The 21943-nt window shown below is 63.7% G+C and carries 25 protein-coding genes; 15 read left to right on the top strand and 10 right to left on the bottom strand.

Annotated elements, in window-relative coordinates; genetic code table 11:
• Window positions 1-13 precede the first annotated feature (13 nt).
• Window positions 14-394 (bottom strand): flagellar basal body protein, encoded by a 381-nt coding sequence (locus AiwAL_RS16750; RefSeq protein ID WP_235704619.1) that lies wholly within the window; start codon window positions 392-394, stop codon window positions 14-16.
• 209 nt (window positions 395-603) lie between these two features.
• Here AiwAL_RS16750 and AiwAL_RS16745 point away from each other — a divergent pair, with 209 nt between their 5' ends.
• From AiwAL_RS16745 to dnaA, 4 genes are all read left to right on the top strand, one after another.
• Window positions 604-888, top strand: coding sequence for a hypothetical protein (locus AiwAL_RS16745; protein WP_262313109.1), 285 nt, complete (start codon window positions 604-606; stop codon window positions 886-888).
• Window positions 885-1640 carry a flagellar type III secretion system pore protein FliP gene (gene fliP, locus AiwAL_RS16740; protein WP_235704621.1) on the top strand — a complete coding sequence of 252 codons (756 nt, stop codon included), beginning with the start codon at window positions 885-887 and terminating at the stop codon, window positions 1638-1640. Before AiwAL_RS16745 ends, fliP begins: the two co-directional genes overlap by 4 nt.
• Window positions 1641-1765: 125 nt before the next feature.
• Complete coding sequence (gene rpsT / locus AiwAL_RS16735) at window positions 1766-2032, top strand: 30S ribosomal protein S20 (RefSeq protein WP_235704622.1); 267 nt, start codon at window positions 1766-1768, stop codon at window positions 2030-2032.
• A 496-nt stretch (window positions 2033-2528) separates the two neighbouring features.
• On the top strand, window positions 2529-3935 hold the full coding sequence (gene dnaA / locus AiwAL_RS16730; RefSeq protein WP_235704648.1) for a chromosomal replication initiator protein DnaA: 1407 nt from the start codon (window positions 2529-2531) through the stop codon (window positions 3933-3935).
• A 9-nt stretch (window positions 3936-3944) separates the two neighbouring features.
• On the opposite strand, the gene AiwAL_RS16725 is transcribed toward dnaA, so the two are convergent.
• Window positions 3945-4610 (bottom strand): transglycosylase SLT domain-containing protein, encoded by a 666-nt coding sequence (locus AiwAL_RS16725; RefSeq protein WP_235704624.1) that lies wholly within the window; start codon window positions 4608-4610, stop codon window positions 3945-3947.
• Between the two features lie 161 nt (window positions 4611-4771).
• On the opposite strand from AiwAL_RS16725, the gene AiwAL_RS16720 reads away from it, so the two are divergent.
• Both AiwAL_RS16720 and typA read left to right on the top strand, forming a co-directional pair.
• The gene (locus AiwAL_RS16720; RefSeq protein WP_235704625.1) at window positions 4772-5368 is read left to right on the top strand and encodes a hypothetical protein; all 597 of its coding nucleotides are present in this window, start codon (window positions 4772-4774) and stop codon (window positions 5366-5368) included.
• 117 nt (window positions 5369-5485) lie between these two features.
• Window positions 5486-7318, top strand: a complete 1833-nt coding sequence (typA, locus tag AiwAL_RS16715) for a translational GTPase TypA (protein ID WP_235704626.1) — start codon at window positions 5486-5488, stop codon at window positions 7316-7318.
• A 114-nt stretch (window positions 7319-7432) separates the two neighbouring features.
• Here the strand turns inward: typA and AiwAL_RS16710 are convergent, their stop codons facing one another.
• The 4 genes from AiwAL_RS16710 to AiwAL_RS16695 all read right to left on the bottom strand — a co-directional run bounded on the left by AiwAL_RS16710 (window position 7433) and on the right by AiwAL_RS16695 (window position 10948).
• On the bottom strand, window positions 7433-8587 hold the full coding sequence (locus AiwAL_RS16710) for a mechanosensitive ion channel family protein (protein ID WP_235704627.1): 1155 nt from the start codon (window positions 8585-8587) through the stop codon (window positions 7433-7435).
• Between the two features lie 457 nt (window positions 8588-9044).
• Complete coding sequence (locus AiwAL_RS16705; RefSeq protein ID WP_235704628.1) at window positions 9045-9560, bottom strand: Cupredoxin; 516 nt, start codon at window positions 9558-9560, stop codon at window positions 9045-9047.
• Between the two features lie 91 nt (window positions 9561-9651).
• Window positions 9652-10437 (bottom strand): arginyltransferase, encoded by a 786-nt coding sequence (locus AiwAL_RS16700; protein WP_235704629.1) that lies wholly within the window; start codon window positions 10435-10437, stop codon window positions 9652-9654.
• 13 nt (window positions 10438-10450) lie between these two features.
• The gene (locus tag AiwAL_RS16695; RefSeq protein ID WP_235704630.1) at window positions 10451-10948 is read right to left on the bottom strand and encodes an RDD family protein; all 498 of its coding nucleotides are present in this window, start codon (window positions 10946-10948) and stop codon (window positions 10451-10453) included.
• A gap of 144 nt (window positions 10949-11092) precedes the next feature.
• Between AiwAL_RS16695 and AiwAL_RS16690 the strand changes: the two genes are divergently transcribed.
• The 4 genes from AiwAL_RS16690 (at window position 11093) to AiwAL_RS16675 (ending at window position 13765) form a co-directional block, all read left to right on the top strand.
• Window positions 11093-11419: a hypothetical protein gene (locus tag AiwAL_RS16690; RefSeq protein ID WP_262313108.1), complete on the top strand. Its 327-nt coding sequence runs from the start codon at window positions 11093-11095 to the stop codon at window positions 11417-11419.
• A 227-nt stretch (window positions 11420-11646) separates the two neighbouring features.
• Window positions 11647-12579, top strand: a complete 933-nt coding sequence (locus AiwAL_RS16685) for a ribose-phosphate pyrophosphokinase (RefSeq protein WP_235704632.1) — start codon at window positions 11647-11649, stop codon at window positions 12577-12579.
• Between the two features lie 17 nt (window positions 12580-12596).
• Window positions 12597-13214, top strand: coding sequence for a glutathione S-transferase family protein (locus AiwAL_RS16680; protein WP_235704633.1), 618 nt, complete (start codon window positions 12597-12599; stop codon window positions 13212-13214).
• 5 nt (window positions 13215-13219) lie between these two features.
• Window positions 13220-13765, top strand: coding sequence for a histidine phosphatase family protein (locus AiwAL_RS16675; protein ID WP_235704634.1), 546 nt, complete (start codon window positions 13220-13222; stop codon window positions 13763-13765).
• Window positions 13766-13842: 77 nt separating this feature from the next.
• On the opposite strand, the gene AiwAL_RS16670 is transcribed toward AiwAL_RS16675, so the two are convergent.
• From AiwAL_RS16670 to AiwAL_RS16660, 3 genes are all read right to left on the bottom strand, one after another.
• Window positions 13843-14796 (bottom strand): Dyp-type peroxidase, encoded by a 954-nt coding sequence (locus tag AiwAL_RS16670; protein WP_235704649.1) that lies wholly within the window; start codon window positions 14794-14796, stop codon window positions 13843-13845.
• A gap of 333 nt (window positions 14797-15129) precedes the next feature.
• The gene (locus tag AiwAL_RS16665; RefSeq protein WP_235704635.1) at window positions 15130-15822 is read right to left on the bottom strand and encodes a thioredoxin family protein; all 693 of its coding nucleotides are present in this window, start codon (window positions 15820-15822) and stop codon (window positions 15130-15132) included.
• A gap of 24 nt (window positions 15823-15846) precedes the next feature.
• On the bottom strand, window positions 15847-16047 hold the full coding sequence (locus AiwAL_RS16660) for a hypothetical protein (RefSeq protein WP_262313107.1): 201 nt from the start codon (window positions 16045-16047) through the stop codon (window positions 15847-15849).
• 169 nt (window positions 16048-16216) lie between these two features.
• Between AiwAL_RS16660 and AiwAL_RS16655 the strand changes: the two genes are divergently transcribed.
• On the top strand, window positions 16217-17437 hold the full coding sequence (locus AiwAL_RS16655; protein ID WP_262313106.1) for a helix-turn-helix domain-containing protein: 1221 nt from the start codon (window positions 16217-16219) through the stop codon (window positions 17435-17437).
• 9 nt (window positions 17438-17446) lie between these two features.
• Window positions 17447-18100 carry a glutamine cyclotransferase gene (locus AiwAL_RS16650; protein WP_235704638.1) on the top strand — a complete coding sequence of 218 codons (654 nt, stop codon included), beginning with the start codon at window positions 17447-17449 and terminating at the stop codon, window positions 18098-18100.
• A gap of 124 nt (window positions 18101-18224) precedes the next feature.
• On the opposite strand, the gene AiwAL_RS16645 is transcribed toward AiwAL_RS16650, so the two are convergent.
• A complete protein-coding gene (locus tag AiwAL_RS16645) occupies window positions 18225-19580 on the bottom strand; it encodes an MFS transporter (protein WP_262313105.1) in 1356 nt (451 codons plus the stop codon).
• Between the two features lie 235 nt (window positions 19581-19815).
• Between AiwAL_RS16645 and AiwAL_RS16640 the strand changes: the two genes are divergently transcribed.
• The 3 genes from AiwAL_RS16640 to AiwAL_RS16630 all read left to right on the top strand — a co-directional run bounded on the left by AiwAL_RS16640 (window position 19816) and on the right by AiwAL_RS16630 (window position 21863).
• Window positions 19816-20514, top strand: a complete 699-nt coding sequence (locus AiwAL_RS16640; protein ID WP_235704640.1) for a helix-turn-helix transcriptional regulator — start codon at window positions 19816-19818, stop codon at window positions 20512-20514.
• 120 nt (window positions 20515-20634) lie between these two features.
• Window positions 20635-21009: a hypothetical protein gene (locus tag AiwAL_RS16635; protein ID WP_262313104.1), complete on the top strand. Its 375-nt coding sequence runs from the start codon at window positions 20635-20637 to the stop codon at window positions 21007-21009.
• Window positions 21010-21104: 95 nt separating this feature from the next.
• Complete coding sequence (locus AiwAL_RS16630) at window positions 21105-21863, top strand: PD-(D/E)XK nuclease family protein (protein ID WP_235704642.1); 759 nt, start codon at window positions 21105-21107, stop codon at window positions 21861-21863.
• Window positions 21864-21943: the final 80 nt, after the last annotated feature.

Raw genomic sequence — 21943 nt, 5'->3', positions numbered from 1 at the left:
TTTGCCCTCTTTGCTAAAGCGTGTTGCCCAAGGCGGTGCGAAACATGCCGAGATAGGATTTGTAGATATTGACGGCGTATTGCTGCGATATTTGGGTCCGCGCGATCGCGACGAGCTGCTGGCTGAGCGAAACCGCATTGCCGTCCGGCGCACGGGCGGCAATCCGGGCCGCCGTCGCGATTGTGCCGCCCGCCGGCGTAGCATTCAGATCGTCGGCATGCGTGGTCATGAGCGGCAAAACACCGCCGCCGCGCAGAAGGACGGAGAATGGAACAGCGGTTTTCGGCATGAAACCCGGCGTATCGAGATTGGCGACATCCCGCGCGTACAGCCTCTGGGACTGATCGAGATACGCGACGCGTGTTACGGCAAGCCCTAGCAAATCTGCGATCATGGCACCCTCGGAACGATGACGCGATCATGCCGGAGAATGCTTAACAAATGATGAATGGTATCGGCCGCGCCATTTTAATTTTCTGCGGCAAAAACGCGATGTGGAAACGAAATATTAATCAATCTGCGTTCTCATGCGGCCATGGTACCGAATCGACAATCTACCTTTCGCCGCCCGCCGATTTGTCGCGCCGGCGCGGGCGCAAGACCATGATCGGCCTGCCGATGCTGGGTTCCGTGGCCGGCGCCTTGATCCTGGTGATCGTCTTGCTTCTAGGGCTCGCTGCCGCGGCACGGCGGTTCGATCTGCCGCGTCGCTTGGGCCAAAACCTTCAAGGCGCCGTTCCATCCAGGGCGCGGCAATCATGCCGGATCGACCGGGCCCGGACCCTGTCGGTCGTTGAACTGGGCGGATTCCGCTTCGCCGTTCTGAGCGGCGGCGGGTCGGACCAGTTGCTGATCCTTCCGGCGTCCGGTGGGAGGCACGCACCATGACGGTTTTCGGCCGGGCGAGCGCCACGATCACCTTGTTGCTGCTTGTCGCCGGCGCACCCGCTGCGGCGCATGCACAGTCGGTCACGCTCGATCTCGGCCACGGCGGCGCGCCCGAAACGGCGAAGCTGGTTCAACTCGTCGTCATGATCGGCGTGATCGCGCTCGCGCCGAGTCTCCTGGTCATGCTGACCGCGTTCACCCGCATCATCATCGTGCTTGGCATTCTGCGCACCGCTCTGGGCACGCAGACGATCCCGCCCAACACGGTGCTGATCGGGCTCGCGCTGTTCCTGACCTATTTCGTCATGCAGCCCGTCTTCGAACAGGCCTGGCACGCCGGATTGTTGCCGATGAGCCAGGGAACCGTCGGCACGATTGACGGGTTGCGTCATGCGGCGGCGCCGTTCCGCGCCTTTCTCGCCGACAATGTCCGCGCCTCGGATATCAGACTGTTTCTCGCGATCGCCCATATCAAGCCACCCGCCGACATGCTGCACGTTCCCTGGCGCGTCCTTGTGCCGGGCTTCGTCGTGGGCGAACTGCGCAGGGGCTTCGAAATGGGCTTCATGATCTATCTGCCGTTCATGGTCATCGATCTGGTGGTGTCGTCGATCCTGATGAGCCTCGGCATGATGATGCTGCCGCCGACCACGGTTTCCCTGCCGTTCAAGTTGATTTTTTTCGTCCTGGTGAATGGATGGCAATTGGTGTGCGGCAGCCTGGTCCGCAGCTTTCCGCCGATCCACCCGTAGCCGGCCGGCTTGACGGAAACCGCACCGGGCGATAAGGACGGCCCCGAAAAAGACCGGGTCTCGGAACAACCAGCCGAGCCCTGGTTTAGCTATTGCCAACGACCTGAAGAGATAAGCAACACATTATGGCCAACATCGCCTCCGCGCAGAAGCGCATTCGTCAGACCGAGCGCCGCACCGCCCGCAACAAGGCGCGCCGCTCGCGCGTTCACAGCTTTGTCCGCAAGGTCGAAGAGGCGATTTCGGGCGGCGATCATGCCAATGCCGTCGCGGCCTTCGTCGCCGCCCAGCCGGAACTGCAGCGGGCCGTGACCAAGGGCGTTCTGAAGGCCAATACGGTGTCCCGGAAGCTCTCGCGCCTGTCGGCGCGGGTCAAGGCGCTCGCCGCCTGATTGCCCCTAAGCCGCCACAGCATGGTCATTTGGCCAGTAAAGCCGGTGGCGGCGCACGCGGTTCCTGAAGTTTAAGCTTCAGGATTTTTCACGGTTTTTGCGACAACGGATTGATCCCGCAACACTTTACCGTGTTGCGGTGTTGTTGCTTTGCAACCAAACGCGACTTGCGGTAACGCGATCTTTTCCCGCTTGAAAAGAAGCGATCAATCGCCTGATTTCATGAAGGGATTTGAAAAGTTCAATGATTTTTCTTGATTTTTCGGAACATATCCGGCTTGCGCGCCGCCCCGGATTTGGCCTAACCTAGGTGCTTCGATCGGCAAACCAAGCTCTTGGCGTGTAGCTTTATCGAGATATTTCAACCATTGGTTGTAGAGTGCGATAGGACTGCGCCACGGAACAGTTTGGCCGGGCGGACGGGGATTGCGGCAGAATGAGGGAGGCGATGCGATTGGAAGCCCAGGTTTTGCAGGATCAGGCAACCGAGGCCGCCATGCCGGCGAGCGTCCTTCCCGATGGCACGGATGGCGACCTGCTGACGCGCCAGTGGGCGCGGGTACGGGCGCGCCTGCAGGATGAAATTGGCGAGGTCGAATATCGTCACTGGCTCCGCCAGGCGGTGCTGCACGGGCTCGACGGCGATGAAGTGACCGTGATGCTGCCGACCCGTTTTCTGCGCGACTGGGTCAACAAGGAATATGGCGCGCTGCTGACGGTGCTCTGGCAATCCGAAAACAAATCGGTGCGCCGGGTCGATATCCGTACCCGGCCCGCCGGCAATGCGAGCGCCGCGCCCGATCTTGCGGAACCCTTGCCGGTCCTGGCCCATGGCAAAACCACCGCAAGGCGCGATGCCGAGGATCGTTCGGAAACCGCCGCCCCGCTTGATCCGCGCTTCACCTTCGAAACCTTCGTGGTGGGCAAGCCCAATGAATTCGCCTATGCCTGCGCCCGTCGCGTGGCCGACGGCCATGCGGCGCCCGGCTTCAACCCGTTATTCCTCTACGGCGGAGTCGGGCTCGGCAAGACCCATCTGATGCACGCCATCGCCTGGGAGCTGTCGCATCGCGAGGGCCGCGATGTGGTGGTCGCCTATATGTCGGCGGAAAAATTCATGCACCGCTTCATCAGCGCACTGCGCCGGCAATCGACCATCGAATTCAAGAACGAGCTGCGCAGCGTCGATGTATTGATGATCGACGATCTGCAATTCCTGATCGGCAAGGACGGCACCCAGGAGGAATTTTTCCACACCTTCAACGCGCTCGTCGATGCCGGCAAGCAGATCATCGTCTCGGCCGACAAATCGCCGTCCGACCTGTCCGGTATCGAGGACCGGCTGCGCACCCGGCTCGGCTGCGGCATGGTCGCCGATGTCCACGCCACCACCTACGAGCTTCGGCTTGCGATTCTCGAGGCGAAGGCCGCCCGCGCCGGCGTTCCGGTGCCGGGCCGGGTGATGGAGTTCCTCGCCCAGAAGATCACCTCCAATGTGCGTGAGCTGGAGGGCGCGTTGAACCGGCTGGTTGCCCACGCTCATCTGTTCGAGCGGCCGGTCACGCTGGAAACCGCGCATGAGGTGCTGCACGACGTGCTGCGCGCCTATGACCGCAAGATCACGATCGAGGAAATCCAGAAACGCGTCGCGGAACACTACAATATCCGGGTCAGCGAAATGTCGTCGGCCCGGCGCGCCCGCAACATCGCGCGGCCCCGGCAGATCGCGATGTATCTCGCCAAGCAGCTCACCAGCCGCAGCCTGCCGGAGATCGGCCGCAAATTCGGCAACCGCGACCACACCACCGTGATGCACGCGGTCGCCAAGGTGAACCAGTTGATCGGCGCCGATCCCGGTTTCGCCGAGGATGTCGAGCTTCTGCGCCGTACTTTGATGATCTGACCTTGCCGATTACGGGGTGACGATTTTCGGCAGGGCGCCGCGCGCCACGACGAGCCGGATCACATAAGGATCGGCCGGCGCTGGGGTGCTGCCGCCATGCCAGGCCGCGCGCACCAGCCGGGCATAGGGGGTGCTCAGCGTGGGCGTCGCCGAATGATAGGCGCCGATCGCCGCCTTCCAGGAACCGAGCCGCGCGTGCAGCCTGACGAGAAATCGCGCTGCGTAATCCGCATTGGCGGCAGGGTCGAAGGCGGCGCGCACCGACCCGAACGCATCGGGATGGTCTTCGAGATCGATCTGAAAACAGCCGACATCCACCGCCCGCGCTCCCGACGCCAAGGCTTTACGCACGAAATCCGCCGCCTCGGCTTCATTGCCGAACCAATGGCCGGCACCATCGGCATCGACCGCGTAGGGCGAGGGCGTGGCCAAGCCGGCTGCCCCGCTCATCCGTCCGCTCTCGACGTTCCCGATCGCCTCCAGCAAGCCATTCGGTAGCCCGGTTCGCGCCGTCGCCGCCTGGGCCGCCGCGACGCAATCCTGGGGTAGCCTGGCTCCGGCGGCAGCGATGCCTCCAAAGCCGCAAAGGACGAGAATGGCGCCGACAATCGCGCCGCACCGGCACCAGCGCCTGCCGGACAGCCAAAACGCGCCGGGTGCGATCGAACCGGGCATCGGTTTTCTGACTCCAGTTTAATTGCGCGGTCAAACACAACCGCTTGTTTTGGGCGGTCGTTACACCCAACTCGCTAAGGTCTGATTAATCCAGGGACCGGTTCGGCCCGTGCCGATTCACGCGGTCAAGGCCCCGGTCGCAATTTGGGAAGGAGCTAACCATGCGGACTCTTCTTATGGCCGGAACGGCGCTGATGCTCATGGGCGGGGTTGCCCTGGCGCAGAGCGCAACCGGCGGCACGTCGGCGGCCGGCGGCCAGACGGGTAGCGCGGCGTCGGGATCCATGAACTCCTCGATGTCCCATTCCAGCCACGCCATGATGTGGCATCAGGGGATGGGCAATGGCAACGCCGCCTACATCTCGCATCACATGGGCGGCAACATGCCGGTCGGCGCCTCGGCCGAGACCTATCTGCACATCGCCCAGCGGGCGGTGATGGCGCATGACAAGGCGCACGCGCAGGTCGCCCTCGGCCGAGCCGAGACCGATCTGCTGACCAATTCCTATGTCCAGGGTACGGTCAATGGCCCGATCAGCTCCCCGGCCATTTCCGCCGTCCGCGATGCGCGTCGGGCAGTCCAGAGCGGCCAATATCAGAATGCATCGATGATGATTCACAAGGCAATGACGGAGATGCATGGCGGCATGATGAGCAAACCCGGCGGCATGATGCGGAATCCGGGCATGGCGCCTTCGAACGACGGCATGGCCCCGCCGAACGGCATGGCGCCCCCGAAGCCCAGTTCGTCAATGTAAAACCGCTCGCATATCCAATACCGAAGGGCGGCCATGCGCCGCCCTTTTTGAGTCGCGCTCGCTTTTGCACTGCAAAACGTGTAGGACGGCCGCGATTACTCCCGAAAGACCCGCATCATGACCCAGAATACGCTGCGCAACGTGGCGATCATCGCCCATGTCGATCACGGCAAGACCACTTTGGTCGATCAGTTGCTGAAACAATCCGGCTCGTTCGGCGCGCACCAGCACGTGGCCGAGCGCGCGCTGGACCGCAACGATCTGGAACGCGAGCGCGGCATCACCATCCTGGCGAAATGCACCGCCGTGCAGTGGGGCGACGTGCGGATCAACATCGTCGATACCCCCGGCCACGCCGATTTCGGTGGCGAGGTCGAGCGCATCTTGAACATGGTCGATGGCGTCGTGGTGCTCGTCGATGCCGCCGAGGGCGTCCTGCCGCAGACCAAGTTCGTGGTCGGCAAGGCGCTGGCGCGCGGCCTCAAACCGATCGTCGTGGTCAACAAGATCGACCGGCCGGACGCCCGCGCCGATGAGGTTCACACCGAGGTGTTCGACCTGTTCGCCGCCTTGGGCGCGACCGACGAGCAGCTCGATTTCCCGATGCTCTACGCCTCGGGCCGGCAGGGCTGGGCGACCGCCACGCTCGATGGCCCCCGCGAAACCCTCAAGCCGCTGTTCGATCTGATCCTCAGTCACGTTCCCGCGCCCGCGCTGCCGGAAGACGCGCCGTTCGCCATGGTCGTGACCATTCTGGAAAGCGACAATTTCCTGGGCCGCGTGCTGACCGGCCGGGTCGAACAGGGTCGCGCTACCGTCAACATGCCGGTCCGCGTCATCAGCTTCGACGGACGCGCGGTGGAAACCGGCCGCCTGACCAAGCTGCTCGCTTTCCGTGGGCTGGAGCGCGTGCCGGTCGATGAGGTTTCGGCGGGCGACATCATCGCCGTCGCCGGTCTCAAGGAAGCCACCGTGCCGGACACGATCGGCGGCATGGAGATCGCCGCGGCCCTGCCGGCCACCCCGATCGACCCGCCGACCCTGGCGATGACCTTCCGCATCAACGACGGCCCGCTCGCCGGACGCGAAGGCAAGAAAGTCACCTCGCGCCAGATCCGCGAGCGCCTGTTCCGCGAAGCGGAAGGCAATGTCGCGATCAAGGTGACAGATTCCAACGAAACCGAGGCGTTCGAGGTCGCCGGGCGCGGCGAACTCCAGCTCGGCGTGCTGATCGAGCAGATGCGCCGCGAGGGCTTCGAACTCACCATCGGCCGCCCCCGTGTGCTGACCCGCGAAAACCCGGAAACCGGCGCGCGCGAGGAGCCGATGGAGGAAGTGCTGATCGACGTGGACGAACCCTATGCCGGCGTCGTCGTCGAAAAAATGAGCCGCCGCAAGGGTGAGTTGCAGGATATTCGCCCCTCCGGCGGCGGCAAGCAGCGCCTGACCTTCCATATCCCCAGCCGCGGCCTGATCGGCTATCACGGCGAATTCCTCACCGACACGCGCGGCTCGGGCGTGATGAACCGTCATTTCATCGGCTACGGCCCATGGAAGGGCACCTTGGAAGGCCGCCGCAACGGCGCCCTCGTCTCCAGCGCCGACGGCGAAAGCGTGCAATACGCGCTGTTCGCCCTGCAGGATCGTGGTGCGATGTTCATCGGCGCGGGCGAGAAGGTTTATGTCGGCATGGTTCTGGGCGAGCATTCGCGCGAGAACGATCTCGACATCAATCCTGTCAAGGAAAAGAAGCTGACCAACATCCGCGCCGCCGGCAAGGACGAGGCGCTGCTCCTGGTCCCGCCGCGCCGGCTCAACCTGGAACAGGCGATCGCCTATATCGAGGATGACGAGCTGGTCGAGGTCACCCCCAGCGCGATCCGCCTGCGCAAGCGCCACCTCGATCCGCATACCCGCAAGAAGGCCGACCGCGCCTCCGACGCCGCCTGATACGGCGCGCCGGTCAAAACGTCGGTCATTGCGACCCCGAGCGTCACGCGAAAGCACGCATTCGCACGACGCGAGACGGAAGCAATCCATACGCGGTTGCGGAAGCCGAGGACACTACGCCATTTCTGCGTCCGCGCGCGAGCGGCTGGATGCCTGATCCGGCACCGGCTGGCCCTCGATCTCCAGCCGCTGCTTCGGCAGCGCGTGCGGATACTCCGCCTGCAGGAACGCGATCATCTGTTCGCGCACATAGCAGCGCAAATCCCATGCCTCGCCGGAATTGCGCGCGGAGACCAGGGCGCGCAGCTCGATCGTGTTCACCAGCGCGTGGGTCACCTGCAGCACCACCACCTTGCCGCTCCACAGCTTGGTGGAATGCACGATCTCATCGAGTTTCTTGCGCAGGATATCGACCGGCACGGTGTAATCGACGTTCCAGTGAACCGTGCCGATCAGTTCCGATGAATCCCGCGTCCAGTTCTGGAACGGCTGCTCCAGCAACCATGCCAGCGGCACGATCATCCGCTGCCAGTTCCAGATCCGCACCACCACATAGGTGCTGGTGATTTCCTCGATCCAGCCCCATTGTCCGTTGATCACCACCGCGTCTTCCACGCGCAGAGGCTGGGTGATCGCGATCTGGATGCCGGCGATCAGGTTGGACAGGACCGGCCGCGCGGCCAGCCCGACCACCAGGCCAGCCGCACCGGCCGAGGCCAGCAGCGAGACGCCATAGGCACGCACCGCCGGAAACACCATCAGCGCGGCGGCGAGGGTAATCAGGATGGTCAGCACATGGCTGGCCCGCCGCAACACCTGCCATTGGGTCACATGCTTGCGTGCCATCACATCGGCCTGGATGTTGTCGGGCCGGCGTGAGAGTTTGTAGACGGTCAGCGTATCGACCACGACCATCACGGTCCAGCCGATCAGCACGATGAACCCGGCGCTCAGGATATGCAGCAGCACGAACCGGGCCGCGGCATTGACCGGTGCCGCCGGCACTACAGCGGCGAGCAGGATCACGGCGAGCCCGAGAAACAGGATGCGCCGCGTGCGCTGCACCAGCATGCCGAGAACCGGCCGCCGGTCAAGGAGTCGCTTCGGGATGATGCGCACCAGAACGAAATGCAGGATCGCCGCCACCACCACCGCGCCCGCCAGCAGGATCGCGGTGGTGATCGCAGGCGGCCAGCCATGCAGCGCGACCGTCACATTGCCGGCGGCATGGGCGATGGGATTTGCCGGCGGGACCGTATTCTGGGCCATACTGTCTCCTCTGTGTCTGCAAACAGATCACAGAAGGCCAGTTAGAACCCGGCGGCGAGGTTGCAAGCTTTTGAAAATTACGTGAGTTCGATGGATTTTTCGGCAGCCTGTGCGCGCGGGCGATGGTTTCCGCTCGATTCCGCCGCATGGCCACCCTCCAGAAGCGCAAGGGCCTGGCGGCGCGCCGCGATCCGCCGCTACTGGAAAGAGGGGGGCGCGTGACGCCCCGCGGAATGCCCACTTCGGCTACGAGATTTACACGGCCGAAGCGGATACCGGCATCTGCCGCTGGTTCTGCACGTTCGAGCGCGTGCCATCGGGCGAGCGCGTGGAATTCGACGGGATATTCCGGTGCATATTCGCGTCAGACGGCAAATACCGCCATTTTCGGGAATGGTGGCACCGGCGCACCCTGTCGGCCTGAAATCCTGTCTGAAAAGCGCTGGCGGCGGCCGGTCTAGCCGCCGAAATAGCCCGGCAGGATCTTTTCCGAGGCGGTTTTCGGGTTCTCGGCGAGCAGTTTCGGGTCGGTCGTCACGATGATGGCACCGGACATCGGGTCGCCGAACCCGTGCACGCCGGGCCGCACCTTCGCTACCGTCCAGCCGCCCGGCTCCTTGGCCAGCACGGCATGGACCGAGCAGTAGTAATGCACGATGCCCTGGTGCTTGAAACTGATCGTGTAGGTGTGAACCTTGTCTCCAACCACCCCCTTGGTGCCGGCCACCGCGCCGTCGAAGCGCTTGCTCGTCTTGCCGGTCGCCGGGTTGTAGCCGACGATGGTATGCGGTCCGGTATCCTCGTTGACGAATACCACTTGCTGGCCGGGCCGCACCGCGATCAGATTTTCCAGAAATTCGTTTGCCCCGTTCATATGAATGTAAACCGGTTTCGGACTTGCCGCCTGCGCGCCCGCCCAGCCGCACGTCAAAACGCCGGCCGCCAGCGCGACCGCGAGAGAACGAGATGCCATACGCAATTTCCTTTCGGGATTTTGGACGTTTCAGGATTATATTATGTATACATTATCACGGAACAGCATGGATAGGAAGCGCGTGGTGCGTTCAACCCACCGTGACCGACGCCTTCGTGATCGTCTCGCGCTGTGCGTCGAACGCGCGGTCGAGATCGATCCAGGTACCGCCGATCAGCACCTCGGCGGGGCGAAACCGCGCCTTGTAGGTCATTTTGGCGCTCTCCGGCACCCAGTAGCCGAGATAGACGAAGGGCAGTCCCAGCTCGCGCGATCGTTCGATCAGCCATAATATCGCGTGGGTGCCGAGCGAATTCCGCGCCAGTTCCGGCGCGAAAAATGAATAGACCGCCGAAAGCCCGTCGCCGAGCCGGTCGGTCAGGCAGGCGCCGACCAGAAGGTCCGTCTCGTCGCGGAATTCCACCATCCAGGTCTCGATCGGCGTGTCCTCGACCATCGCGCGATAGTCGTAGAAGCTCATGCCGGCCATGTCGCCGTCGCCGTGGCGGGCCTGCTGATAGCGCTGGAAGAGCTGGAACTGCTCGGTGGTGGCGCGCGGCGGCATCTCGTAGGCGCGCAAGCCCTGGTTCAGCGCGGCGATCCGGCGTTGCGTGCGGTTCGGCATGAAATCGCCCGCGACGATGCGGATCGGAATGCAGGACCGGCAGCCCTGGCAGACCGGCGCATAGGCGATGTTGTGGCTGCGCCGGAACCCGCCGCGCGACAGCCGGTCGTGCATTGCCTCGGCATGGGCGCCCATCAATTCGGTCACCACCTTGCGCTCGGTTCGTCCCGGCACATAGGGGCAGGGCAGGGGCGCGGTGGCGTAGAAAAATTGCGGCGGCTTGGTCATCCCGGTCTTGATGTCGCGGGTCATGGCGTCGCTCGCATCATGGCATCGCCGGCGCCCGGTTCAGCGCGGTGGCATGAACCACGGTCAGGCCCGAGAGCAGGTCATGCGCCGCGCGGCGCCGCCTGGTCGCGAACATCACCAGGAAAGGCAACATGCTGAGCGCGAAGCTCAGGCCGAGCAGCACGGTCCAGGCGATCGACTGCGCCAGGCTGGGCCGCACCGGATCGGCGAGGATCAGCGTATCGTCCTGTCGCACGGTCAGGCCGAGCAGGCGCTGCCCCGGCGTCGCCGCGCCGCGCGTCTGCAGCCAGAGCACGTAATACACCGGCGGGATCAGCGGCGTCAGGTGCAGCAGCAGGAAACCGAGCCCGAGGGTGAGAAACCCGAGCACCACGATCACCCAGCCGATCGCCGCCGCCAGGATCGCGATCGCGATGACATCGACCAGGAACGCCAGGATCCGCCGTGGCCAGACATCGCGGGTCAGCCACGCATCCAGCACGAATCCGGTATCGAGCGACAGGCGTTGGCTCATAGGGAACAGAATATGACCGCGCCCCCGCCAAGGCAATGGCGCACGTCGTCGCGCGCCAAATGACCTTTCTTCCGGCCGGTTTTCGCCACACTGACCTTCTATCTCGTGAGCATCGGCATCAGACGCCGATGGAAGGTCATGAAAATGCGCTTCTATTCAACGCTTTTGGCTTCGGGAGCCGTCGCCCTCGGGCTGGCCGCCGCAACCATCCCCGCCCATGCCGACTGGCATCGGGGAGACGGCTGGCAGGGCGGATGGCAACGGCAAAACGACAACCGCTATTATGGCGGATGGCGGCGCCAGGATTATAATCGCGGCGGGTACGGATGGCGGCGCCGGGGCGATAATCAAGGCGATAACGGGTGGCAGCGCGATAGCTGGCGCGGCATCGGCGCCTACGCGTCTCCCCCGCCGGCCTACTACGCCCAGCCCCAGATGTCGTTCGGGATCACCCTGCCGATCGGCCGCTGATATGTCCTGATTCGTCATCACGAGCCGCGTCACGCGAAGGCGTGCATTCGCACCGTCACGCGAAGGCGTGCATTCGCACCGTCACGCGAAGGCGTGCATTCGCACGACGCGGCGATGCGATCCATCTATCGCCGCAACCCCGATGTCCTGCTCCATCATGGACACGCCGTAACGCCATTGCTACACGGCGCGGCGCGGACCGCCCCTCAGCAAGCTGGAAGTCTCGGATGAAAATCGTCGCCTGCAACAGCAATCCACCGCTCGCCCAGGCGGTCGCCGCCACCCTCGACCTCCCACTCACCCAGGCCCTGATCCGCCGCTTCGCCGATATGGAAATCCATATCGAAATCCAGGAAAACGTGCGCGGCGAGGATGTATTCGTCATCCAGTCCACCTCGTTTCCGGCCAACGACAACCTGATGGAGCTGCTCATCACGCTCGATGCGCTCCGGCGCGGCTCGGCGCGGCGCGTCACAGCCGTCATCCCTTATTTCGGCTATGCGCGGCAGGACCGCAAAACCGGCCCACGCACCCCCATCTCCGCCAAGCTGGTCGCCAACCTGATCACCGAGGCCGGCGCCAACCGCGTCCTCACGGTCGATCTCCATGCCGGGCAGATCCAGGGTTTCTTCGACATTCCGGTCGACAATCTCTACGGCGCGCCGCTGTTCGCCCGCGACGTCAAGGAGCGCTACGCCGGACGCGACGTCATGATGGTCTCGCCCGATGTCGGCGGCGTCGCCCGCGCCCGCGCCATCGCCACCCGCCTCAACTGCGACCTCGCGATCATCGACAAGCGCCGCGAGCGCGCCGGCATCTCCGAGGTGATGAACGTGATCGGCGATGTCGAAGGCCGCGACTGCATCCTGATCGACGACATCGTCGATTCCGGCGGCTCGCTGGCCAACGCGGCGGAAGCACTGATGCGCCACGGCGCGCGCTCGGCCTCGGCCTACGTCACCCATGGTGTACTGTCGGGCAGCGCGCTCGACCGGATCGAGGCCAGCCCGATCGAGACGCTGACCGTCACGGACAGCATCATGCTGACCAATTCCCGCGAATGCCCGGCCAATCTGCGGGTGCTGACCATCGCCCCCTTGCTCGCCGAGGCGATGCGGCGCATTTCCGACGAAACCTCGGTTAGTTCCCTGTTCGATTGAAACGTAAAGGAAACACCATGAAGCTCTATTACGGCCCCGGCGCCTGCTCGCTCGGGATCCACGTCATCCTCGAGGAAATCGGCAAGCCTTACGAAACGAAGGCGATCAATCTGCGCGAGGGCGAGCAGAACACGCCCGAATACAAGGCGATCAACCCGAAATCCAAGGTGCCCGCGCTCGCGCTGGACGACGGCAAGATCCTGACCGAATGGCCCGCCATCGCGGGCTATCTCGCCGCGACCAATCCCGAGGCGAAACTGGTCCCCGAGGACAAGCTCGAATGGGCGCGTTCAACCGAGATCATCGCCTATATCAACAGCCAGATGCACGGCCAGGGCTTCACCCGCATCTTCCGCCCGGAACGGTTCAGCCCGAACCCGGAAGAGAAGGACGCGGTGCGCGCCGAAGGCAAGCGGCTGTTCGCCGAAGGCTTCGCGATCATGGACAAGGCGCTCGGCGACAAGGACTATCTGCTCGGCCATTATTCGATCGCCGACGCGGCTTTGTTCTATGTTTCGTTCTGGGCGGAGGGGCGCAAGACGCTCGACCTGCCGCCCCGGATCGCGGCGCACTACGCGCGGATGCAGGCGCGCCCCGCCGTGCAGCGGGCGATGGCGGCGGAGGGTTTGTCCTGACCGGATTGCCGCGCGTCAAATTCTGGTTTCTCCGCCACGGCCAGACCGACTACAACGCGCGCGGCCTCTCGCAGGGTGCTGCCGATATTCCGCTGAACGACACCGGCCGGGCGCAGGCGCGCGATGCAGCTCCCTTGCTCGCGGGGCGCGGCATCGCCGGCATCGCCACCTCGCCGATGCAGCGCGCCCGCGAAACCGCCGATATCGTCAACGAAACGATCGGCGTGCCGATCCTCGTTGAGCCCGACCTGCGCGAGGTGGTGTTCGGCGGCATGGAAGGCCAGCCCTTGCATCCATGGTTCGGCGAATGGCTGGATGGCCGCTTCACCCCCGACGGTGCGGAAAGCTTCGCCGATATCACCCGCCGCGCCGCCGAAGCGATGGGCCGCGTGCTCGCCCATCCTGGTCCGCTGCTCGTCGTCTCGCATGGCGCGTTCTTCCGCGCGCTGCGTGGCCTGATGCGGCTCGACCTCGATGGGCGTACCGAAAACGCGCGGCCGATCCTCTGCGAACCGATCGGCCAGGACTGGCGCGCCACGCCTGTCGGCTAATCGGGTCGTGTCTCGGTTCGGATTTGGCTTAACAGTTCCTGATCGAGAACGCGTTCCCCTTCATCCCCGTTCACCAATCACGGTTGCACATCATCAAGGAAAGAAGCGGACGGCACGAAAAACAGACAGCCCGATACGGCGCGGCTGAAATCCAGCAGGCGGTCGTAATTTCCGTGCGGTTTGCCGACAAACATGTTCTCAAGCATCTCTTCGGTTATCGAAGGAGAGCGCGCGTAGCCGATGAAATACGTTCCAAACTCGCCTTTGCCGATCTCACCAAAAGGCATGTTATCGCGCAGAATGTCGACCTGCTTACCATCTCGGGTGACCGTGTTCAGCGCATTATGGGCATGGCTCGGCTTGGTCGCGTCGTCGAGTTCGACGTTGGAAAGTTTTTTACGGCCGATGATTTTCTCCTGTGTTTCGACGGGAAGCCTGTTCCAGGCATCGAGATCATGGAAGTATTTCTGGGTGATCACATAGCTTCCACCCCTGAAATCCGGATCTTCGGAGCCGATAAGCGCAGCTTCGACGGCAGCATCGTTTTCCGGATTTTCAGTCCCGTCGACGAAGCCGATCAAATCGCGATCGTCGAAATATTTGAAGCCGTGCACCTCGTCCACAACGGTCGAGACCGCGCGAAGGCGATCCATGATGAGCGCCGCCATTTCGAAACACATATCCATGCGAACGGCGCGGATGTGGAAGAGCAGGTCACCGGGGGTGGAGACTGCATGATGGACGCCTCTGATTTCCCTGAACGGATGCAACTCCTTTGGTCGCGGGCCGGGAAAGAGGCGGTCCCATGCCGCGGAGCCTATGCCCAGTACGCAGGAGAGTTGCCCGTTGAGGTCGCGAAATCCCACAGTGCGACGCAGGGATGCGAGGTCGGCGCAGAGAGCCTTGAAGGTGCTTTCGGCTTCGTTGCCGGGGTTGATGGTCAACACGAGGAAGATCGCGGCCCTTGTAAGGGACGCGACAACTGGCTGAGGTGTCTGATTGGGCAAAGCTGTGTCATCTCCTTGGGCCATGAGTTGCGTGCAATTCGAGCATAGCCCGATAGGTTTCAGAGATACAGTTTCAGAAACTGCTGATATTTTCTTTTTTGCAGAGCGGGATTCGAGACGTTGCATCTCGTGGTGGCCCTTCCGACTATCTTCCGGAACGCAGACCGTGTCCGATTTTGCGCGTCAGACAAAAGCTGACCCTCGGAGAGCGGAATGGCGGCTTCCGAGAAAAGAAAAGTGGATAATTGCCGTTCACGCCCTCGACCGGCCGCCTGCTTTCGAAGCCGAATAACCAGATCCAGGAAGGGACTTCGAAGATCGCCCTTTCAAATTGGCGTCGGGCGGATGTCCTCCGCGTCAATATCTGTCGTGCAGCCGGACCCAGCTCATGGTGCCACCGGTTTCGTTACGGCCCTTGGGAGCGAGGTCGAGCCAGTTGAACGCACCCATCAGCAGCTCGGTGCCGCGGTGATAGGTCGAGTAGGTGTGGAAGATGTCTCCATTCTCGTCCTTCACGAAGATACTGGTGCCGAACATCTCCTGGCTGTTGCGGATCACCGTGCCGTAATTGTAGATCGCGCGGCCGGCGGCGAGGTCTTCAGGCGTGAACGACACGGCGAAATCGAAGTTGAAGTCGCTGCCGTGCGAGGAGACCCAGTGGAAGGTCCAGCCCATCCGCTCCTTGACCTCCTCGATCCGCGGGAGCGGCGCGCGCGAGACTGCGGCGAACGCCAGGTCCGCCTGCTCGAAATGCTGCCGCGCCGCATCGATATGGTCGGCGATGAACGAGCAGCCAGGGCAGATATGGTCCGAGCCCGGCGCCAGCATGAAGTGATAGATGGCGAGCTGGCTGCGGCCGCGGAACAGGTCGCCAAGCGTGCATCCGCCCTCGGGGCCTTCGAAGACATAGGGCTTCTCGATCCTGACCCAGGGCAGTTGCCGACGCTCGGCGCGGAGCGCGTCGAGTTCGTGGGTCATGGCGCGCTCCTTGGCGAGCAGCGCCTTGCGGGCGCCAAGCCACTCTTCGCGCGAAACGATAGTATGGTTCATGGTCAGTCTCCTTTGGTTATCGGGTCAGGTACGCGCCCACGGGCGGCTGGAAGCGAGCTTCAGCCAGGGCGAGAGGTGGAAGAGGCTCATCAGCAAGTACATCGCGGTCATGCCGTCGATCGGCAGGATGCTCGAACCCGAGGAGCAGAGGGCGATCGGCGGGCATCCTTCGCCGCGATCCACGCCATGAACGCGAAGGTCGGCGACGCCGCGAGACCGAGCCAACCGGCGGTGGGGGCGCGCCAGGCTAATCCACTACCTTTGTTTGCCGCTGAGAGAATCGTCATTTTCCGGCTCCCGATCGATTGTCGCCGTTTCCGGCCGTTGTAGGATAGAGTGAGGATGTAGGGCGGACAGAAAGACGGGTGAGAGTGACAAGTGTGACGGGATTCCGATGGACTCGCTGATTACGGCCGCGGCCCGAGCGCTCGCGGCGGGCGATCCGCTGGCCGCGCTCAAGCAGGTCACGCTGCGCGACGATCCGCCGGCGCTCGCGCTGCGCGGCATCGCGATGGCGCAGCTCGGCAACCTCACGCGCGCGAAGGAACTGCTGCGGAGCGCCGCGCGTGCCTTCGGCTCGAAGGAGGCGACAGCCCGTGCACGGTGCGTGGTCGCCGAGGCCGAGATCGCGCTCGTCTCGCGCGACCTGGGCGGCCCCATGCAGACGCTCGGCGCGGCGCGGGCGACGCTCGAAACGAATGGCGATCAGGCGAACGCCGCGCATGCCGGCTATCTCGAGGCGCGGCGGCTTCTCCTGATTGGGCGTCTCGACGAATCCGAGCGGTCGCTCGACGAACTCGATCTCGATACGCTGCCGCTGGCGTCGCGGACCGGCTACTGGCTAGTCGCCGCCGGCATCGCGATACGGCGCATTCGAGCAGAGTCGGCACGCGCCGCGCTCGATCGGGCCCGCCACGCCGCGCACAAGGCGGGGATCCCGGCGCTTGTGGCCGAGGTCGACCGGGCGTCACGCGCATTCGATGCACCCGCCGCACGCCTGATCGCGCGCGAGGGGGCAAGGCTGCTCGGGTTCGGCGAAGTCGAGGCACTGATGGCTTCGGACGCGCTCCTGGTCGACGCCTGCCGCAATGTGGTGCGCGCGGGGACGTCGTCGGTTCCGCTTGCCGGTCGCCCGGTGCTGTTCGCGCTCACCCGCGCGCTCGCCGAGGCGTGGCCGGAGGACGTGACGCGCGAAACGCTGCTCACGCGCGCCTTTCGAGCACGGGAAGCCGATGAATCGCATCGCGCGCGGCTTCGCGTCGAGATCGGGCGGCTCCGCAAGACGCTCAAGCCGCTGGCCGGACTGAACGCGACCAGGCGGGGCTTCGTGCTGAAACCGCACGGGGCGACGACGGTCGCCGTTCTGGCGCCGCCCGTCGAGGAAGACCATGCCGAGGTGCTGGCCCTGCTCGCCGATGGTGAGGCATGGTCGAGTTCGGCGCTGGCGCTGGCGCTCGACGTGAGCGCGCGCACCGCCCAGCGCGCGCTCGAAGCACTGGCGGAGGACGGCAAGGTCGAATCCTTCGGCCGCGGGCGGGCTTGCCGCTGGCTGACGCCGAACGTGCCGAGTTTCCCGACAAGCTTGTTACTCCCGGCACCGCTGACGCGTGGGTAGATTGAAACCATGAAACACACGCCCGCCGAGATCCTTCGCGAATATGGCCCCTTTCCGGAAGTCGACGGCGTGCACGGAGTCAGCTTCGATGGGGAACGGGTCTGGTTCGCCTCCGGCGACAGGCTGAACGCACTTGATCCCGAGAGTGGGGAAATAGTCGGCGTGCTCGATGTCGCTGCGCATGCGGGAACGGCGTTCGACGGAAAGTATCTGTTCCAGATCGCCGAGGCCGTGATCCGGAAGATCGATCCCAAGACCGGCGAGGTGCTCAGCACGATTCCGGCGCCCGGCAATGGCGGGGATTCGGGGCTCGCCTGGGCTGAAGGAACGCTCTGGGTCGGCCAGAACCGTGACCGCAAGATCCATCAGGTCGATCCGGACACCGGGGCCGTGCTCCGCACCATCGAATCCGATCGCTTCGTCACGGGTGTCACCTGGGTCGATGGCGAGTTCTGGCACGGCACCTGGCAGGACGAGGCGAGCGATGTCCGGCGCATCGATCCCGAGACAGGAGAGGTGCTCGAGCGCCTTGAAATGCCGGCCGGAACCAGTGTCTCGGGACTTGAATCGGACAGGGGCGACCGATTTTTCTGTGGCGGAGGAACCAGCGGAAAGGTGAGAGCCATCCGCCGACCAAGGAGCGTCGATGCGGCAGTGTCTTGAATGACCGCTGCCGAGCACTCCGAAACGTGTCTTGGACGGCCGGGATGCAGTGCAAAGCGGCCCCGTGCAGCGATGCTGGCAGCTGGCCGCTCACCCCCCCCTTACAGAATTTCAAACGGCCCCGCTATCCCTGACCGCGACGGCTGGCGATCGCCGCGCCGCCAAGCTGCACCAGCCCGCCCAGCAGCATCGCGCCCCGCAGCCCTTCGGTATCACCATGCAGTGCTGCGAACACCGCGCCCAGCAATGCTACCCCCATGGTCGCCCCGGCCATCCGCGCGACATTGATCAGCGACGCGGCTGTGCCCGACCGCGCGGCGGGAACCGCGCCGACCGCGACTCCGAGCAGCGGCCCGGTCGCCAGCCCCATGCCGAGGCCAGTCAGAACCAGGCCGATTTCGGCGAAGCCGGCCTGCCGCAGCCCCGCTGTCGCCGCCAGGGCCAGAAGTCCGCAGCCGATGATCGCGACGCCGCCGCTGGTCATGAACCGCGTTCCGACCTTATGCGACAGCGCGCCGGACCATGGCGAAACCAGCACGAAAACCAGCGCCATCGGCATCAGTGCCAGCCCGGCGCCGATCGGCCCCAGCCCGCCGGTGCTCTGCCAGACCAGCGGCTGGAGGAACAGCACGCCGTACATGCCGAAGGTCATCGCCATGGTCGCCAGCATCGCCCCGCGAAACGCCGGAATCCGAAACAGGCCGAGCGGCACCAGCGCTTCGGCGCCGCGCCGTCGTTCGGCGACGACGAACCACACGATAGCGATGCAAGCGGCAGCCAGCGCGATGAGGGCGGCGTGGGCGTTGCCATCGGCCATGATAGCCGCGAACACGATCCCACCCAGTGCGATCGCCCCGAGGGTCTGCCCCGCCGCATCGAAAGCCCGGCCGCTCCGGTCGGCGGATTCGGCCAGCGCGCGGAACGCCAGCGCCATGGTCGCGATCCCGACCGGAATCACCACGAGGAAAATGCTGCGCCAGCCGAACCAGCCGATCAGAACCCCGCCGAGCGTCGGCCCGATGACGAAAGCAAGTCCGTTGCACGCCGCCCAGATGCCCAGGGCATGGCCGCGCGTGGCCGGATCGGGCCAGATCACCCGGATCAGCGACAGCGAGGCCGGGATCATCAAAGCGGCGCCGACCCCAGCAAGTGCTCGGCCGCCGATCAGGATCGGCATGTCCGGTGCGGCGGCGCAGAGCAGCGACGCCAGGGTGAATACCAGGATTCCGGCGATGAAGACGCGCCGCCTGCCGTAGAGATCGGCGATCAGGCCGCCGGTCAGCAGCAGGGCGGCATAGACGAGGTTATAGGCGTCCACCACCCATTGCAGGGTCGCCACATCCGCCTTGAAATAGGCCCCGATCGGATGGGTCGCAAGATTGACCACCGAGGTGTCGAGCTGGGCGACCAGAACCGCCCCGCATAGAGTCGCCAAGGCGAGCGGCCGGTTGGTGTTTCGGGTTGCGAGGGTGGTCTGCATAGGCGTCTGCTCCTGCGATTCAGAGCAATCTGGCATTAAGCGGAATCGCAAGGCGATCCGTTTATTGCGCTGGAATTGCTCGCCAAACAAAGAGAAGAACGGAATCGATTTAAAGCCGTCACGCTCTCTGTCGGCAGGGGTGTAGCGCATGGCTTCGGCACAATGCTTCGATGACGGCCGAAGCATTGTGCCCGAAACCGTGATAGAGTGTTCATGCTTCGATGGAGGTTGCCCTGTGGTTTTGTGGCCCAATATCGCCGCGATCGCGGCGCTCATCGCCGATCCGGCGCGCGCGACGATGCTTGCTGCGTTGATCGACGGCAAGGCATTGCCCGCCGGCGAACTTGCCTATGCCGGCGGCGTCACCGCGCAAACCGCGAGTTCGCATCTGGCCAGAATGCTCGATGGCGGGTTGCTCGCCTGCGAGACCGAAGGCCGCCACCGCTATTACCGGCTCGCCGGCCCGCTGGTGGCGGAGGCGCTGGAAAGCCTCGCGGCGATCAGCGCGATCGATACCATCCGGCGCAAGCCGATCAGCCGCGAAATGGAGCGCCTGCGAACCGCGCGGCGCTGCTACGATCATCTGGCCGGGCGCCTGGGCGTCGCGGTGGCGCAGAGCCTGCAAACCAAGGGCTTCATCGTACCGGCACAAGCCAAAAAATTCGAGATCACGCCGGGCGGCGTCTCATGGTTCGGCGGCATCGGCATCGACGTGTTGACGTTGAAACCAACGCGCCACGGCCTCGCGCGGCAATGCCTGGATTGCACCGAACGGACCCATCATCTGGCCGGCCCGCTCGGCGTGCAAATGCTGACCCGGCTATGCGCCACGAACTGGCTGCGCCGCTCCACCGATTCGCGCGCCATCCTGATCACGCCGAAAGGCATGACGATGTTCCGGTCCGAACTCGGCATCGACGCCTCGGCGCTGTGATTTCCGCTCCGCCCGTCTTAGCGGAGTGGACTTTGCCGGACACGTGACCAGAATGTCCGGTTTTGACGTATCTGAATGCCATACCGGGATCGCCACGATTTTTGAATGAATGGAGACGGTATGGATCATCCCATTGAGCGGCACAAAGCGATCCAGCTCGTGTCAGGCGACACATCGGAAAAACCGGCCATGGAGCAAGCCCGGCGGCTTGCCGAACTGGCGGAGGCTCTGGACGAACTTCACAGCTTTCGCAAAGGGCAATTCGTCAGGTGGAAATCCGGCCTCAGGAACAAGGCGGTGCCTGCCTATAACGAGATCGCAATCGTGCGTGAGGTTCTCGCCACCCCCGTGTTCGATACGTGCGAGCAGGCGATGTGTGCCGGCAGCCCCTATTTCGGCGAGCCGCTGACTCTGGTTCTGGCCATTCTCGATCCGGATTGCGATTTTCTCGAATTTCGTTACGATGGCAGGCGGGTTGAACCGGTCGAGCCATAAGGGGTTCTGGGACGCTCGAACCGCCCGAATACTGTGCGCGGAGCCGCCGCGTGTAACCGTCCAGAATAGAAAAAACTTGATAACGAGGTTCAGGCATGAGCGATAACTCTGCACCAGCCCAACCCGATGGAATTCAGCGTCTCCTTGATAGGGTTAGTGGCATTGTCAATGCACACCAGTCTTCAAAAAAACTATACGATCGCAGATTCGCCCCCGACTTCAATGTGTCTGATTTCATCGCGCCAGACGAGGCGAAGCTATCGGAAATTCTCGCCTGGTTTCTTGATCCTCTCGGCACTCACGGGCAGGGCAGCCATTTTCTTCGGCTTTTTCTCGGTATGATCGGCGAAAATTTTCAGGACGAGGAGTGCGGCTCCGCATCAGTCCAGAGAGAAGTCAGTGTAGCGCAAGGTTGTTTGGATATTCTGATCAGTACGGGTCATCTCCGCGTGATCATTGAGAACAAGCCATGGGCAGGCGATCAGAATCAGCAGCTCGCGCGCTATTTTTCTTATTTAGACCATAATGGCGCTGGCAATGGTATCGTAATCTACCTCACGCCCAAAGGGATGGCTCCATCCGGGTACAGCCTTCCTGAACCAGAACAGCAACGTCGAATCGAAGCACAGCAGCTTCGTCAGTGGGGTTACGGCAGAGAAATTCTGGAATGGTTGGCGAGATGCCGTGCCGGTTGCCAGGCGGAACGCATCCGGATGTTTATCGACGATTTTTCCCGCTACATCAGCGCGGAATTTCAAGGGATAAGGGATAATACCATGAGCGATCATATCATCGATCTCATGTCTCCCCTCATTTTGAGGCCGCAGGCGCCATTTAGCCGAAGAATCGATTGAGGCCTGTCGGCATTCCGGAAGGAATCCTGGCGGCCCGGTTCCGATTCCGATTGTTGCGCGCCGCCGAAATCTCTTGCCAA

This window comes from Acidiphilium sp. AL (assembly GCF_025499445.1).
Classification (GTDB): domain Bacteria; phylum Pseudomonadota; class Alphaproteobacteria; order Acetobacterales; family Acetobacteraceae; genus Acidiphilium; species Acidiphilium iwatense.
This window is presented reverse-complemented; position numbering and strand designations above follow the sequence as displayed.